Annotated in this window: 13 protein-coding genes; 6 read left to right on the top strand and 7 right to left on the bottom strand. The window is 33.6% G+C overall.

What is annotated here, in order from left to right; translation table 11 throughout:
• Nucleotides 1-6 precede the first annotated feature (6 nt).
• The 5 genes from hisC to MSM_RS03250 all read left to right on the top strand — a co-directional run bounded on the left by hisC (nt 7) and on the right by MSM_RS03250 (nt 4625).
• Nucleotides 7-1107, top strand: coding sequence for a histidinol-phosphate transaminase (gene hisC, locus MSM_RS03270; RefSeq protein WP_011954027.1), 1101 nt, complete (start codon nt 7-9; stop codon nt 1105-1107).
• On the top strand, nt 1107-1811 hold the full coding sequence (locus tag MSM_RS03265) for an anaerobic ribonucleoside-triphosphate reductase activating protein (protein WP_011954026.1): 705 nt from the start codon (nt 1107-1109) through the stop codon (nt 1809-1811). Before hisC ends, MSM_RS03265 begins: the two co-directional genes overlap by 1 nt.
• Before the next feature lie 22 nt (nt 1812-1833).
• Nucleotides 1834-2970, top strand: coding sequence for a tetratricopeptide repeat protein (locus MSM_RS03260; RefSeq protein ID WP_004036497.1), 1137 nt, complete (start codon nt 1834-1836; stop codon nt 2968-2970).
• A 139-nt stretch (nt 2971-3109) separates the two neighbouring features.
• On the top strand, nt 3110-3733 hold the full coding sequence (locus tag MSM_RS03255; protein ID WP_011954025.1) for a TetR/AcrR family transcriptional regulator: 624 nt from the start codon (nt 3110-3112) through the stop codon (nt 3731-3733).
• A complete protein-coding gene (locus MSM_RS03250; protein ID WP_011954024.1) occupies nt 3726-4625 on the top strand; it encodes a DUF116 domain-containing protein in 900 nt (299 codons plus the stop codon). Before MSM_RS03255 ends, MSM_RS03250 begins: the two co-directional genes overlap by 8 nt.
• Here MSM_RS03250 and glmM read toward each other — a convergent pair.
• Nucleotides 4606-5985 carry a phosphoglucosamine mutase gene (gene glmM / locus MSM_RS03245; protein WP_004032407.1) on the bottom strand — a complete coding sequence of 460 codons (1380 nt, stop codon included), beginning with the start codon at nt 5983-5985 and terminating at the stop codon, nt 4606-4608. The two genes, MSM_RS03250 and glmM, sit on opposite strands and share 20 nt — an antisense overlap.
• 129 nt (nt 5986-6114) lie before the next feature.
• Nucleotides 6115-6510 (bottom strand): exodeoxyribonuclease VII large subunit, encoded by a 396-nt coding sequence (locus MSM_RS03240; protein ID WP_011954023.1) that lies wholly within the window; start codon nt 6508-6510, stop codon nt 6115-6117.
• Nucleotides 6511-6613: 103 nt separating this feature from the next.
• On the opposite strand from MSM_RS03240, the gene MSM_RS03235 reads away from it, so the two are divergent.
• A complete protein-coding gene (locus tag MSM_RS03235; RefSeq protein WP_011954022.1) occupies nt 6614-7252 on the top strand; it encodes a queuosine precursor transporter in 639 nt (212 codons plus the stop codon).
• Here MSM_RS03235 and MSM_RS03230 read toward each other — a convergent pair.
• The 5 genes from MSM_RS03230 to MSM_RS03210 form a co-directional block, all read right to left on the bottom strand.
• Entirely contained in the window at nt 7246-8901 is a 1656-nt protein-coding gene (locus MSM_RS03230; RefSeq protein WP_004036507.1) for an ATP-dependent DNA ligase, read from the bottom strand. The genes MSM_RS03235 and MSM_RS03230 overlap by 7 nt on opposite strands.
• A complete protein-coding gene (gene thiC, locus MSM_RS03225; protein WP_011954021.1) occupies nt 8902-10176 on the bottom strand; it encodes a phosphomethylpyrimidine synthase in 1275 nt (424 codons plus the stop codon).
• 21 nt (nt 10177-10197) lie between these two features.
• Complete coding sequence (locus tag MSM_RS03220) at nt 10198-11031, bottom strand: methanogenesis marker 8 protein (protein WP_011954020.1); 834 nt, start codon at nt 11029-11031, stop codon at nt 10198-10200.
• 111 nt (nt 11032-11142) lie between these two features.
• Nucleotides 11143-13335: a CDC48 family AAA ATPase gene (locus MSM_RS03215; RefSeq protein WP_011954019.1), complete on the bottom strand. Its 2193-nt coding sequence runs from the start codon at nt 13333-13335 to the stop codon at nt 11143-11145.
• Nucleotides 13336-13716: 381 nt separating this feature from the next.
• A complete protein-coding gene (locus MSM_RS03210; RefSeq protein WP_011954018.1) occupies nt 13717-15027 on the bottom strand; it encodes a prephenate dehydrogenase in 1311 nt (436 codons plus the stop codon).
• Between the last annotated feature and the right edge of the window lie 3 nt (nt 15028-15030).

The following is a 15030-nucleotide window of genomic DNA, read 5'->3' as shown; positions in this document are numbered from 1 at the left end:
TAAAAAATGAAACCAAGGGCAATAGTTAGTGAAATGGATTCCTATGTTCCAGGTAAATCTCAGGATGAGATAGCTAGTGAATTCAACTTAAATAAAGATGATATAATTAAATTAGGATCTAATGAAAATCCATTTGGCCCATCTGCTAAAGCTATTGAAGCTATCGGAAAAGAATGTAAAAACATAAACAGATATCCAGAATCAGTTTTAAACGAGCTTCAACAAGAATTAGCCAATTATTCTGGGGTTAAACAATCTCAGGTTATTATTGGTGGTGATGGTGCTGATGAAATCATTGATGTTTTAGCTAAAACATTTATTGACGAAGGTGATGAGTTTATTGTACCTCTACCTTCTTACATGTATTATGAGTATTTATTGCAGCAATACGGTGCTCGTCCGGTTTATGCTAAATGGAATTTGGAAGAAAACAAATTGGATACAGATTCAATTTTAAATTCTATAAACAATAAAACAAAAATGATTTTCTTATGCACACCAAATAATCCTACAGGTACTTTAATTGATGAAAAGGATATTAGGGATATAGCCTCTGGAAATCCTGATGTTCTGATTGTTGTAGATGAAGCCTACTTTGAGTATGCTGAAGTTACAAATAAGGATTTGATTAATGAATTTGACAATATTTTCATTATCAGAACCATGTCTAAAGTAATGGGATTGGCTGGAATGAGAATGGGTTATGGTTTAGCTTGCAGTGAGATTATTGAATATATGCACAGAATTAAACCGGTATTTTCTCTAACAAGATTGTCTTATGTAGCTGCTCTTAATACTTTGAGGGATAAGAACTACATTGAAACATCTATTGAAAAAGGTATTGAAAGCAGGGAATATCTTTATAATGAACTGTCAAAAATCGATTCATTGAATGTTTTCCCGTCTAAATCTAATTTCATGTTAATTGGCATAAAAGACACAGGATTTACAGCATCTGAATTTGCATTTGAACTTATGAAAAAAGGTGTTATTGTAAGGGACTGCACATCATTTAAAGGATTGGATGAATATTGGATTAGGATAAGTATCTGTACTTTAGAAGAGGATAAAAAATTCATAGACATTGTAAAAGAGGTATTATCCTAATGTATGTAGGCGGAACTGTAATTTCTTCTGTTGAATTTCATGGAAATATGTCTTTAGTTATTTTCATGTCAAAATGTCCTCTTGCTTGCCGTTATTGTCATAATGCTGAACTTTTAGATGACAACACCCAATTAAGTTTTGAAGAAATTAAAAAAGAAATAAATGATGCTGCTGATTTTATTGATGCAGTTGTAATATCTGGAGGGGAACCGCTGGTTCAAAGTGATGCAGTTATTGAAATACTAAAATATGTGCATAAATTAGGTCTCAAAACCAAATTGGATACCAGTGGAATTTATCCCGATAAACTTGAGAACATTTTAAAACTGAATATTTTGGATTTCATTTCTTTGGATGTTAAAGCACCTTTTGAAAAATACAGGAAAGTTACAGGATCCAATGTCGGTTCTCAGGTTCACAAATCAATGAATCTTATAAACAAATATGGGGTTCACCTGGAAGCCAGAACAACTTATGTCCCGACATTACATACTAAAAAGGATATTTATAATTTGGTAATGGATATTGAAGCTGAAGTTTATACCATTCAACAATTCAGGAATAGGAATGTTTTAGACCCTGCATTGGAGGAAGTGGAAGTTCCAAATCCTCATGATTTAAGAAAACTTGCAGAATACGTAAAACCTTATTTTGACGGTGTTGTAAAAGTAAAATCTGCAGAATTTGGAGAAGAAATAATATAAATTTGCTGGGAGGAGAAAAAAAATGCCAATCTTATCATTTTCAAGTCAGGATATTGATATAATCACTGGAAAAAAGACAATGACAATACGTAAGCTTTGGAAAACTCCTCTTAAAAAAGGCGACAGACTTTATTGTTATTGGAATTTGGTTTCTAAAGAAAAAAAGAAAATTTTTGAAGCTAAAGTATTGGATGTGCAAACAATTCCTTTTTCTGATTTGAAAGATAATGATGAACTTGCCAGAAAAGAAGGATTTGAAAGCGCTGTGGAAATGGTTAAGGATTTCAAAAAAATGTATGCTGGCAAAATTGAGGATTCTGAACTATTTCAAATCATTTACTTTGAAAAATTAGATGTAAATGACTGGAAAGGGGATAAAATTGATGAAAAGGCTATGATAACACAAAGAGCAGATATTCTTTTTGACAGCGGTAAATTTGATAAATCTACAATGTGTTATGATGCTGCTTTAAGAATTGATCCTGATGATGTTTATCTATTAAATAAACAGGGAGATAATCTATCAAGGCTGGGCCACTTTGATCAGGCAATATTTTGTTATGATAAGGCTTTAAAAATAGAACCTCATAATGAATATATATTAAATAATAAGGCTATAGCTTTACTTAACTCCGGAAAACTGGATGATGCTCTGAAAGTTAGTGATATTGCACTGGCCATAAATCCGAACAGTTCAATTGTTTTATATTGGAGAGGATTTATTTTAGAAGTTTTAGGTAAATTTGATGAAGCTTTGGATGTTTACGACCATCTGATTTTAATAGATAGTGAAAATCCTGAAGTATGGAACTCAAGAGGAAATTTATTGTCTGATATGGGCAAATTGGAAGAAGCTATTAAATCTTTTGACAGGGCTCTTGAAGTATGTTTTGATGATTCTGAATTGGATGCAGGTTCTATAAATCGTATGGGTAATGCTTATATTGATTTGGGTAAATTAGATGAAGCTCTGGAATGTTTCAATACAGCTATTTCTTTAGAAAAACACAATATTGATTTTTTATTAAATAAAGGAGTAGTTTTAATGGAGCTGGGAAAATTTGAAGAAGCTGTAGAAAGCTTCAATAAAGTTTTACTTAAATCTCCAGATAATGAAGATGCATTTTTCCTAAAAGAGGAATGTCTGGATAATTTGTAACATCTCTTTCTCAATTATTTGAGGATATAAAATTGTATTTTTACCTGAGGATTTTTTCCAATTATTTAACTAACAACTGTTAGTTTTATATACTATCAAAACAATAGTATAACTAACAACTGTTAGTTTTGGGATATTCATGAAAACACAAACAAAAGATAAAATATTTGACACGGCTTTGGATTTATTTTCTAAAAAGGGATATGATTCAGTATCCGTTAGAACAATAGCTTCAGAAGTTGGAATTAAGGAAAGTTCAATTTATAATCATTATTCAAGTAAAAAAGATATTTTAATGTCAATTTTAAACTATTTTGAAGAGTATTTTAAAGGAAATCCGTTAGATGATGAAAATATCAGAAAATTACTTGAAGAAAATCCTGAAGAATTTTATCATCAGGGATCTGAAATGTTTAAACAGCAGATTTTTGAAGAAAAGATTTTAAAAATCATGAAGCTGATTTTTGTTCAGATGTATCAGATAGATGAAGTTAAGGAATTTTTCCTGCGGGAGATACTTGGAGGGTCTACTGACTTCTGGAGTGATGTTTTTGAAATACTGATTCAGAAAAATGTAATTGGTAGCGACTGCAATCCAAATAAATTGGCTGAAATGTACTTTGGATTTTCAATGTTCAAGTTATGGGAAATATTTCTGAAATATGACGACTTTCCAAAAGCAGAAATTGAAATCATGTTTGATGAAGTTGAAGAGTATCATAAATTCCTGCTTGATAGTGTAAGGGCTGATAAAAATGAGTAGTTTGGATTCACCTTATGAAGTTAATGACAGTTATTACAGGGATGTCAAAAGATTTGCCAGTGAATTTTTAGACTTTGCTCACAACTACTTTGATGATGATGAAAAAATTCTTGAAGGATTGATTGTCAGCATATATTGGAAGATGTGCTGTGATAAATTTTCTTCTTTAGAACAAATAATTGATTATTTGGAATATATAGGTGATTTTAATGATCAGCTTCCCTATTTAAGAAAATGGGAAAATGTTGATTTTTCTCCGTATCTGGTTTTGGGGGAGTGGTTTTGTAAAAATGCACAAAAATACTTATCATCATATACATTTAATTTAAATGATTATTTGAAAAAATATGAAGATATACCTAAATCAAAGCAAGAGGAAATATTTTTCAATAGTCCGAAAGAACTATATTATTTAAACATGCTTTGCTCTGAAATAATGGGAAGAATTTTCAGACCAGATTATGAATCAAGAAAAAGAAAAGCAATTGTCCTGCCAACATGTATGAAAATAGACCAAAAACACTGTCAGGCTGTTGAAAAAAGATTAGGTGAAGTTTGCACAGCCTGCAATCCTGAATGTGAAATAGCTAAAATAAATAATGAGTATGACTGCGAGATATATCTGGTTTCCCATAAATCCTCAGCATTTCAAAATGCAACAGATGAAGATAAAAAAGATCTGGCTATTGTTGGAGTTGCATGCCCGTTGAATTTAATATCTGGAGGATGGAAAGCAGCAACACTTGGAATGCCTCCACAATGCGTACTCCTTGATAAAGTGGCCTGCAGCAGGCACTGGCTTAAGGAGGATGTTCCCTCATCAATCAATAAAAAAGAGTTAAAAAAAAATATTGGAAGTAAATTAATACTTCTTAATGTTTGTATTTTTTAATTAAACTTAATCCCCACTCAGTCATTGCATCTGCCTTTTCCTGAGAGTCAGATTCAGCAAAGCATCTGAAGATTGGTTCAGTACCTGATGGTCTGATAATTACCCATCCGTCTTCTTTTAGGATTTTAACACCGTCAGTGGTATCAAGTTCAAAATCAGTAGTGGTTTTTATTTCATCCGCTATGTTGTTCATAACTTCATCTTTCAAGTCATCACTGCATTCAATTTTTGTTTTTGTTGCATAGTAAACCGGAAGTTCTTCAACCAGTTTGGATAACGGTTTTTTCTCCTTAGCTATTGTTTCAAGTATTTTAGCCACAGTCATAACTGCATCTCTTCCATAAACAAAATCAGGGAAGATTAAACCACCGTTTTCTTCTCCACCAAATAAACCATTTTCATCTTTTAATTTACGGGCCACAAGTAAATCTCCAACAGCAGTAGCTATTACTTTGCCGTTGTACTCTTCAGCAATATCATAAATTGCCTGTGAAGTTGCAACAGTTGTAACTATTGTACCTCCGTTGTTTTCTTTAAGCATCTGTTTTTCAACAAGTGAAAATGTTTTGTCTCCAAGTACAAAGTTTCCTTTTTCATCAATACAGATGGTTCTGTCTGCATCTCCGTCATGAGCAAGTCCGATATCTGCATTTAACTGTTTTACAACATTAATTAGCTCCTGTAAGTTTTCTTCAATTGGTTCAGGGTCACGACCTGGGAAAAATCCGTCTGCCTGACAGTTTAGAGTAGTTACATCACAGCCCAATTTTCTAATCAGGTAAGGGGCAGTGTATGATCCTGCTCCGGAACCGCAGTCAACAACAACTTTCAAATTAGCTTTTTTAATGGCTTCAACATCTACTTTGCTGATTGCTTCATCGATGTATTCATCAATAATTTTGTCATTGTGGTATAATTGGCCAATTTCACTCCAATGAGCTCTTTTCGGTTCTTCATCAAAATATAATTTTTCAATTTCCAATTCCATCTCATCAGGAATTCCAATACCTAATTCATCTAAAAATTTAATTCCGTTATATTTTGGAGGATTATGTGATGCGGTAATCATAACTCCACCGTCATAATACTTGCGAACTCCATACTGGACTCCAGGAGTGGGCAGAATTCCTAAATCTACAACATCACAACCGGAAGATAAAAGTCCAGCTTTTACAGCTTCCATTAACATAGGACTGCTTGTTCTTGTATCTCCACCAACAGCTACTGTTCCTTGAACTACTGATCCGTAACATGCTGCAAGTCTGGATGCAAATTCAGGAGTTAAAACTTCATTAGCTACTCTTCTAACTCCAAAAGTCCCGAATAATCTTTTTTTATCTGACATTATTAATTGCCTCATAATTTTTTATATTACAGTTATTTTTATTTTTGATAAATAAAAAGTTAATGATGTCGAAAATTCTTTATTCTGCAGGGGATTTTACTTGATTGATAATGTTAATTTTTCAGCTTATTTTAAAAGCTTGCGTTAGACAATTTTTATTGCATCTCCGCTTGATAGGATAAGTTCCAGCTGGGAATTGTATTCTGTAACTGTTCCGGCAACACTGACTTTCTTGCCTTTGTAACTTTCAACAGCAATTCCGTTATCTTCCAGCTGGGCTAACTGGCTCTCAAAAATTATTAAAGACATCTGTCCTGTTCCGTCATTGATAGTTAAAAAATAGCTGCTTTTACTTGCTGAGGCTTTAACGTCGCTAACAACACAGTCAATGCTGACTTCCTCATCAATCATGCCTCTGTTTATATCCTGAATTTCCACTTTTTTAACTTCAATTGAAGGAGTAAATATTATTAAACCGATTAAACCTATCAATGAAGTTATAAGAGCTATTTTCAGTAATTTGTCATCTGTAATTTCCATGAATTTATCTTGATTTTTATTTTAAAAATAGCTGATAGGTTTTTATTTTAAAATATTGTTTTGCAAAATCTTTTTTTACATCAAAAATATAATTTAAATATGTATGTTTGGTAACAGTGATTTAAAAAAAACAGATTTATATGCAATACTTGTTGGGATATTTTGTGCATCGTTGATTGTTTCAAATATAATTGCAAGCAAAACATTTGAATTGTATTGGGTAAGCTTGCCCTGTGCAGTTATAATATTTCCAATAATATATATTGTTAATGATGTACTTGCAGAGTGTTACGGTTATCAGAAAGCCAGAATGGCTATTTATTTAGGATTTTTCATTAATTTAATAGCTGTAATCTGTTATAATATAACCATGTTTTTACCGGCTCCTGCATATTTTACAGCTGATGCAGCTTTCCATACAGTTTTGGGAAGTACTTTAAGATTGCTGATAGCTAGTTTTATAGCTTATCTGGTCGGATCATTGATTAATGCAAAACTGATGGTTTATTTAAAATATAAAAATGAGGAAAAATTATTTTTCAGATGTATTGCATCTACATTTGCCGGTGAAGGAATGGATGCAATTATATTTATTACAATAGGATTTTTAGGAACAATGCCTCTATTTGCACTTCTAACTATGATTGTGGCACAGGCATTATTCAAAACAGCTTATGAAGTTGTTGTATACCCTGTAACAAGAAAAGTAATACAAAATGTAAAAGCTTTAGATGATTATTGAGTTTCATACATTGAAATTAACCTTTCAACTGTATCAATATCATCTACTCCTTTGTCTTTTCTGATATTTTTAACAACAGGGAAACGCAATGAGTATCCGGTTTCATATTCAGGACTTTCAACGATTTCACTGAATGCCACTTCCAATACGATTTTAGGTTCTACAACAATTTCTCTGCCTTTTGTAGACAGTTCGTATTCTTTCATTTTTTTAGTAAGATATTCTAGTGTAGCATCATCAAGACCTGTAGCCACATAAGCAACTGTTTTTAGATTATTGTCTTCATCACGTAGGGATACTAGATATGAGCCGACAAAATCTCCTCTTTTACCGATACCGTATGTTCCGCCAACAACAACCATGTCCAATGTTTCAGGTTCTGCCTTATATTTAAGCATTTTTTTACCACGAAGTCCTGGAATATATGGCTCTCCAGCATCTTTAATCATTATTCCTTCGTGATGTTGAGCTATTGACAATTCAAACAGATCTTCCACTTCTTTAATAGTATCTGGAGTTCCATAAACCATGTTGCTTAAATTGATTTCATCTGGTGTGGTGTTGACGATTTCCTCAAGTTTTTTTCTCCTTTTAAGTAATGGTTCATCAATCATCGGAACTATGTAGTATAACAAATCAAAGAGGAAAACTTTTAGAGGGACCTGTTCCATAGCTTCGTCAATATTGTGTTTTCTTCTGACTCTATGTAGAATATTCTGGAAAGATAAGGGGTTCCCGTCTCTTGTAGCTATTACTTCACCTTCTACAATATAATCTTCATGAGGGAGGTATTCATTAAATAAATCCACGATTTCAGGCAGTGCATGGGTGATGTTTTCAAGTCTTCTTGTAAATATTTTTATTTCATCACTGTGTCTGTGTACCTGAAGACGAATTCCGTCGTATTTGGTTTCACAGATAGCTACTCCCATTTCATTTATGATTTCTGGAATCGGAGGTGCAAGCTGTGCAAGCATAGGTTTTACTGGAGTTCCAGGAGTCAGGTTTAACTCTTTAAGTCCGCCTTCCCCTTTTTCTTTTGCAACAACAGCTATCAAACCTAAGTCATTTGTAAGCATCATTGCCCTTTCAACAACTGATTTGTCAATATTGAATGCCTGAGCTATTGCATCTCTTACAACACCTTCTCCAACACCAATTCTAAGTTCTTCAAGAATAGTACGGGTTAAATATTTTGCTTCGCTGGCTGAAGCTTGAGACAGCATTTCCAAAATTATGTCAATTTTACGTTTTGTTGATCTTGCTCCGCTTTTTTCAGAAAGTTTTCTTAAGCTTTTAAATACAAAATCTATTGTTAAAGGCTGAGAAAAGAATGTGGTCTGTGATTTTTTAGCATATAAGCTAATGCATGCAAGTCCGATGTCTCCCTGATCACGAACTGCATCTTCAACCTTGTCAGGAGTAACTCCTACAGCTTCACCAACCGCCTGCATAACTAATTTATTACCAATTCCAATTTCTTTATCACTCCATGCAGGAAATATGCTGCCTAATATTAGCAAACCTACCTGCTCAAGGGTAGTGCTGTCTAATTTTAATAGGAAATTAGATATGATTTGCGTTTTTTCCAGTCTTTTAGTTGTATTTTCCAGGGCAGAATATACATCTACTAATTCTTGATATTTCATTTAAAAGTCGCCTTTTGCTATTTTTACTGCACAATATTCTCCGCACATTGCACACATTTCGTCATCGTCAAGTTCACATTTGTTTCTGTAACTGCGAGGTTTGGAATGGTCAAATGCAAGTTCGAATTGTTTTTCCCAATCAAATTCTTTACGTGCTTTTCCCATTTCACGTTCTCTTTCCCATGCAGAGTCAAGTCCTTTAGAAACATCAGCAGCTTCAGCAGCTATTTTGGAGGCAATCACTCCTTCTTTAACATCTTCAAGAGAAGGTAAAGATAAATGTTCTGCAGGGGTTACATAACATAAAAAGTTAGCTCCACTACTTGCAGCTATTGCTCCTCCAATAGCTCCTGTAATGTGGTCATAACCCGGCGCCAAGTCAGTTACAAGAGGACCTAAAACATAAAATGGAGCTCCGTAACAGATAGTCTTTTGTATTTCCATATTTGCTTTGATTTGGTTTAATGGCATATGTCCTGGTCCTTCAACCATTACCTGAACATTTGCATCCTGAGCTCTTTTAACAAGGCCTCCTAAATTGACGAGCTCCTGGATTTGCGGAATGTCGCTGGCATCGCTTAGGCATCCTGGCCTTAATCCGTCACCTAATGATAATGTAATGTCATATTCGTAGGACAGCTCAAGAAGATAATCGTAATTTTCATATAATGGGTTTTCCTGCTGGTTGTGTTTAATCCAGGATGCAAGGAAAGTTCCGCCTCTGCTTACAATTCCCATCATTCTTTTAGCTTTTTCTAATTTTTCAACTAAATCTTTGGTTATTCCACAGTGGAGAGTCATGAAATCAACCCCTTCTTTAGCCTGATTTTCAATAGCTTTAAAAAGGTCATCGGCATCCATATCGATGATTTCTTTGTTTTTATTAAGTGTAATTACTCCAGATTCGTAAATAGGCACTGTTCCGATAGTTATATCTACAGCGTCCATGATTTTTTTCCTAAATGTTGTCAAATCAGATCCGGTAGACAAATCCATCAGTGCATCTGCACCGTATTCCTGAGCTAATTTAGCTTTATTTACTTCCAATTCAATATCATCAATTTTACTTGAAGAACCGATGTTTGCATTGATTTTGGTTTTAAGGCCATCACCAATTCCGCAGGCTTTTGAATGGCCGTTGATGTTTTTAGGAATTACAACTCTTCCATCAGCAATTAATTTAGCTAGTTTGTTAACGTTTATATTTTCATCATGAGCAACAGCTTCCATTTCTGGAGTGATATTGCCTTTTTGAGCTTCACTTTTTTGTGTCAATGTTTCCCCTCATAAGTTAGTTTATAATAATGGATCAGGTATTTTTGGATTTTCTTTTTTAGGTTTTTTCCCGCCAATTTTTTCCAGCCTCATTTCTAAGAATTTTTTACCATTTTCAGTTTTAGAATAAATAGGAATTGACTGGCCGACTGTTTTTAAACTTTCAGCTTCTCCAATTTCTCTAATGTATTTGGATGCACAGGCGGTTGCTACATCACATTCATCAAAAAGAATTCTAGCTTCTTTTTTAGTTATGTTACTTGTATGCACGACAAATGTGTAAATATTTACATCAGGATGTGCTTTTTTAAGTTCCCGGATTTTAAGACAGTCCTGGGCTAATGTTATTGTTACAGCTATGTTTTTATAACCTTGTTTGATAGCTAATTTGATTCCTTCTGTCTGATCAATTTTGGCAGTTTCAGGTTCTAAAATATTTTTTCTGCCTAATTGGTCAAACAATTCAGGAATCGGGCTAGTTTTAACAAGTCCTGAGACTCTTCCTCCAATACCTTGAACTAATTCACTTTCAGTTACTATTAATGTTCCGCAACCTTCACAAACCATTACTACACAGTCTATTACATTTTCCTTAATTAATGTGGATAAAATTTCAGAAATTCCAAAAGAAAGAAAATCTTTCATTCTAAGCTGTCTATTTGATGTACACATTCCAAAATCATCGATTCTAAATTGCATATTGTCCCAAATAGCTTTCTTAGTTATTTTTTCCATTCCTCTGTGGTGATGAAATAATGGACAGTAATTCAGTTTAGGTTCGCTAACATCAATTACCTTTCCGTCCTTGATTGTTACCTTACTTAATCCGATTGCTTCAACAATATGTTCACTCATGATTTTTATATTAGTTAATCATTATGTTAAAAATTTACTGTTTATTATTAATTTTAAAAAAAGTATTACGATTGTTTTAAAAAAATAGGGAAGAAATTTAATCTTCCCTATCTAGATATACTGAACCTGATCGCCAGGACTGTTAGATGGTTTGACTTTTTCAAGAGCTTCTTTAAAGTATTTGTAAGGTACATTTTCAGCATCAAGGTTGTTTCTTAAAGTTAACATTGCTGCTTCACGACATACTGCTTCAATATCTGCTCCGACATATCCGTCAGTTTGTTTAGCTAATTTTTCAAGACTTACATCGTCAGCTAGTGGCATACCTTCAGTATGTACTTTGAAGATAGATAATCTTGCATCTTCGTTTGGTAAATCAACTTTGATGTGTCTGTCAAATCTTCCAGGTCTCATTAAACCTGCATCTAATATGTCCGGTCTGTTGGTTGCTGCAATGATTGCAACATCTTCGAGTTCTTCTAAACCGTCCATTTCAGTTAATAATTGATTTACTACTCTTTTGGTTACTCCGCTGTCGCTGTCATTTGCACTACGGGTACTTGCAATTGAATCGATTTCATCGAAAAATATTACAGTAGGTGCAGTTTGTTTTGCTTTTCTAAATACTTCCCTTACACCTTGTTCAGATTCACCTACCCATTTGGATAGTAATTCAGGACCTTTGATGGAGATGAAGTTAGCTTCACTTTCACTGGCTACTGCTTTTGCAAGTAATGTTTTTCCTGTACCTGGAACTCCGTAAAGTAAGGTTCCTTTTGGTGGTTTTACTCCAAATTTTTCGAATTTTTCAGGATGTTTTAATGGCCATTCAACAGCTTCTTTTAACTCTTGTTTAACATCGTCAAGTCCACCTACATCATCCCATTTAACATTAGGTACTTGTACAAGAACTTCTCTTAATGCAGAAGGTTGAATTTCTTTTAAAGCTGATTTAAAGTCATCGTTTGTAACAACGATTTTTTTAAGAACTTCTTCTGGAATTTCTTCATCGTTTTTGATTTCCGGAATAATTCTTCTAACAACTCTCATTGCTGCTTCTTTACATAATGATTCCAAGTCTGCTCCTACAAATCCGTGAGTTGTACTGGCTAGTTTATGTAAGTCCACATCCTCTGCAAGAGGCATGTTCCTTGTATGGATTTCAAGAATTTCTTCCCTTTCTTCAGAATCAGGAACACCAATTTCAATTTCACGGTCGAATCTTCCAGGTCTTCTTAATGCTTGATCAAGAGAATCCGGCCTGTTGGTTGCACCAATAACAACAACTTGTCCTCTGGATTTAAGACCATCCATTAAGGTTAAAAGTTGAGCTACAGTTCTTCTTTCAGTTTCACCTTGAGTATCTTCTCTTTTTGGAGCAATAGCATCTAATTCATCAATGAATATAATTGATGGTGCATTTTCTTCTGCTTCTTCAAAGTATTCCCTTAAGTTTTCTTCAGATCCGCCAACATATTTACTCATGATTTCAGGCCCATTTATTGCAATGAAATGAGCATCACTTTCACTGGCTACTGCTTTAGCCAGTAATGTTTTTCCTGTACCTGGTGGTCCGTGCATTAACACTCCTTTTGGAGGTGCAATTCCTAATTTGTCAAAGAGTTCCGGTCTTTTAAGAGGAATTTCAATCATTTCCCTAACTTTTTTAACTTCATCTTTAAGACCGCCGATATCTTCATAGCTTACATCAACTAAATTAGTTACACCTTCGATGTTGGATACATCTACAGGACTTTCGTGTAATTCCACTTCGGTGTTTGGTCCAACTACAACAATTCCTGCCGGTTTGGTGGACACTACAGCAAATTTAATTTCTTTCATTGGTGAGAAATCCATTAAATCACTAAATATGCTGTCAAATCCCATTCCCATGCTGGTTGGTCTGGTTCTGATTTGAGACCCTATAATGTCTCCTTGAACCATTGCTTTTCCTTGGAATAATCCGCGTACATCTCCTTGTACACGAATGTTGTTTTCAGTTGGTGCAAGAACAACTTTTTTAGCTTCAATAACTTGTGCTTTTTTAATGGTTACTTCTCCGCCGATGGTTGCTCCTGAGTTTTTACGAACTAATCCGTCAATTCTTATCACTCCAAGACCAATGTCGGTTTGTGAAGGTAGGGCAATTGCTGCTGTTTTTTTGTCACCAGTAATTTCGATAAGGTCTCTTTCATTAATTCCGAGATCGCTCATGGTTTTTGGGTCTAATCTTGCGATTCCTTGACCGATATCTCTTTGTGAAAGAGCTTCAGCTACTTTTAAAGTAATTTCATTTTGTGCCATGGTATCATCTCCTTTTTTTAAATGGCGCACTATATAGTTTTAAAAAACTACATGCTTAGGATAAATTCCTTTAAATTCACTAAATAATAAAAATAATATAATAATTTTTTTTTTGCTTATTTTATGTTTCTTTTCTTAGAAACAATTATATATTGATATGTGTTACTATATAAAGCTTTCGGTTCAAGTGTAAAATCAAAAATTAATTATTGAGCATTATTTATTTAAAAAAGAGATAAATTATTTATAATAAATTAATATATATTTTTTAAAGTTTTATTTTAAAAATTAACAACTTTATTATTTTATTTCATAAAAAGAAGTAATTTAATAAAGTATTGTGATAATAAATTTGTTTCGTATACATTCAAACGAACTAATTTATCTTATGATTCCACCAAATCCTGTTAATAAAGATTTGGCATTTTCAATACTGTCTTTGTAAAGGCCGGTAACCTCAAAAGTTAAACTGACATCCTCTTTTTTAATTTGAGGGCCTTGGTAAACATCAGTGATTTTAGCATCAATTATATTGTCCAAATTGATTATTGTATCTAAAATAACATGTTTATCAACACGTATTGGGAAAACACAACTTATTGATTCAGTTTTCTTATTTAAATTTTTAACTTTCCAGTCATAAAGTTCGCTGTCACTTAAAACTTCAATGTTTGCTACAACTAATTTTTTAGTTTTGTTCCCGTTTTTTAGAATAGCCGTATTTTTGTCAACCCTTTCTAAAATGCCGACATGAATTTTTCTGGAGTATATATGTTTCAGTCCTATTTCTTTGCCGATGGATTGGTTCAGTAAGCTGTGTTCATGATTTAGTGAATTGATAGCTTTATCACTTCTACCCAGTGCTCCGCTAATGTCTCCCATATTTTTAGTAGCTTTAATAGCTAAATCAACAAATTTGTCTTCATTTCCATTATTTATAACATCTCTGAGTTCGTTAACAGCTTCGGCAAAAGTATTTCTTATTTGGGGACCGTTGTTGTTCATTGACTGGATGTAATATGTTAAATAAGGATTTTGCGCTACAATCCTTGCAATCATATCAATCATGAGATTGTAGATTGGGCTTTCAAAGTCTTCAGTTTCTCCAATATCTACTTTTAGTTTCTCCATAGCTGATGCAGTTGAAATAAATGAAAAATGAGTTAAAACCTGAACAATGCTCATCATATAATCATGTTTTTTAGCGGTGGTTTCGATTATTCTCATATTTTTATTATCCAAATAATTGTAGACCTTATTAAACCACTTTCCTTTTTTATCTGGAGTTAAGACAATTACTTGATTGTCCAGTTCTGTGGTTCTCGGACCGAATATTGGGTGTGTTGGAAGATATTCAATATCATCAGGCAGTGATTCCTTCATAGTCTGACTTGGGATTTCTTTAACGGAAGTTACATCAACCATCAGGGATTCTTTTCTCATAAATGGAGCCACTTCACGAATAACGTCAGGTGTAAAATGAATAGGGACAGATACGATTACGACATCACACATTTCAGCCAGCTGTGTGTTTGATTCGATATATTCGATACCTAATTCATTAGCTATTTTTCTTCCTTTCTTGTGATCTCTTGCACTTATGATTACGTCAAAATCATCTCTTAAAAAGTAAATGAGGGTTTTTCCCAAACCGTCACTTCCGCCTATTATTCCAACTTTCATTTCAATCATTAA

This window comes from Methanobrevibacter smithii ATCC 35061, from assembly GCF_000016525.1.
Taxonomy (GTDB): domain Archaea; phylum Methanobacteriota; class Methanobacteria; order Methanobacteriales; family Methanobacteriaceae; genus Methanocatella; species Methanocatella smithii.
Note: the sequence above shows the minus strand (reverse complement) of the source record. Positions and strands in the feature narration are given on the sequence as shown.

What these genes read in the sequence shown, in the direction of transcription:
- hisC (WP_011954027.1), top strand. Translation starts at nt 7, where the DNA reads ATGAAACCAAGGGCAATAGTTAGTGAAATGGATTCCTATGTTCCAGGT.
- MSM_RS03265 (WP_011954026.1), top strand. Translation starts at nt 1,107, where the DNA reads ATGTATGTAGGCGGAACTGTAATTTCTTCTGTTGAATTTCATGGAAAT.
- MSM_RS03260 (WP_004036497.1), top strand. Translation starts at nt 1,834, where the DNA reads ATGCCAATCTTATCATTTTCAAGTCAGGATATTGATATAATCACTGGA.
- MSM_RS03255 (WP_011954025.1), top strand. Translation starts at nt 3,110, where the DNA reads ATGAAAACACAAACAAAAGATAAAATATTTGACACGGCTTTGGATTTA.
- MSM_RS03250 (WP_011954024.1), top strand. Translation starts at nt 3,726, where the DNA reads ATGAGTAGTTTGGATTCACCTTATGAAGTTAATGACAGTTATTACAGG.
- glmM (WP_004032407.1), bottom strand. Translation starts at nt 5,985, where the DNA reads ATGAGGCAATTAATAATGTCAGATAAAAAAAGATTATTCGGGACTTTT.
- MSM_RS03240 (WP_011954023.1), bottom strand. Translation starts at nt 6,510, where the DNA reads ATGGAAATTACAGATGACAAATTACTGAAAATAGCTCTTATAACTTCA.
- MSM_RS03235 (WP_011954022.1), top strand. Translation starts at nt 6,614, where the DNA reads ATGTTTGGTAACAGTGATTTAAAAAAAACAGATTTATATGCAATACTT.
- MSM_RS03230 (WP_004036507.1), bottom strand. Translation starts at nt 8,901, where the DNA reads ATGAAATATCAAGAATTAGTAGATGTATATTCTGCCCTGGAAAATACA.
- MSM_RS03220 (WP_011954020.1), bottom strand. Translation starts at nt 11,031, where the DNA reads ATGAGTGAACATATTGTTGAAGCAATCGGATTAAGTAAGGTAACAATC.
- MSM_RS03215 (WP_011954019.1), bottom strand. Translation starts at nt 13,335, where the DNA reads ATGGCACAAAATGAAATTACTTTAAAAGTAGCTGAAGCTCTTTCACAA.
- MSM_RS03210 (WP_011954018.1), bottom strand. Translation starts at nt 15,027, where the DNA reads ATGATTGAAATGAAAGTTGGAATAATAGGCGGAAGTGACGGTTTGGGA.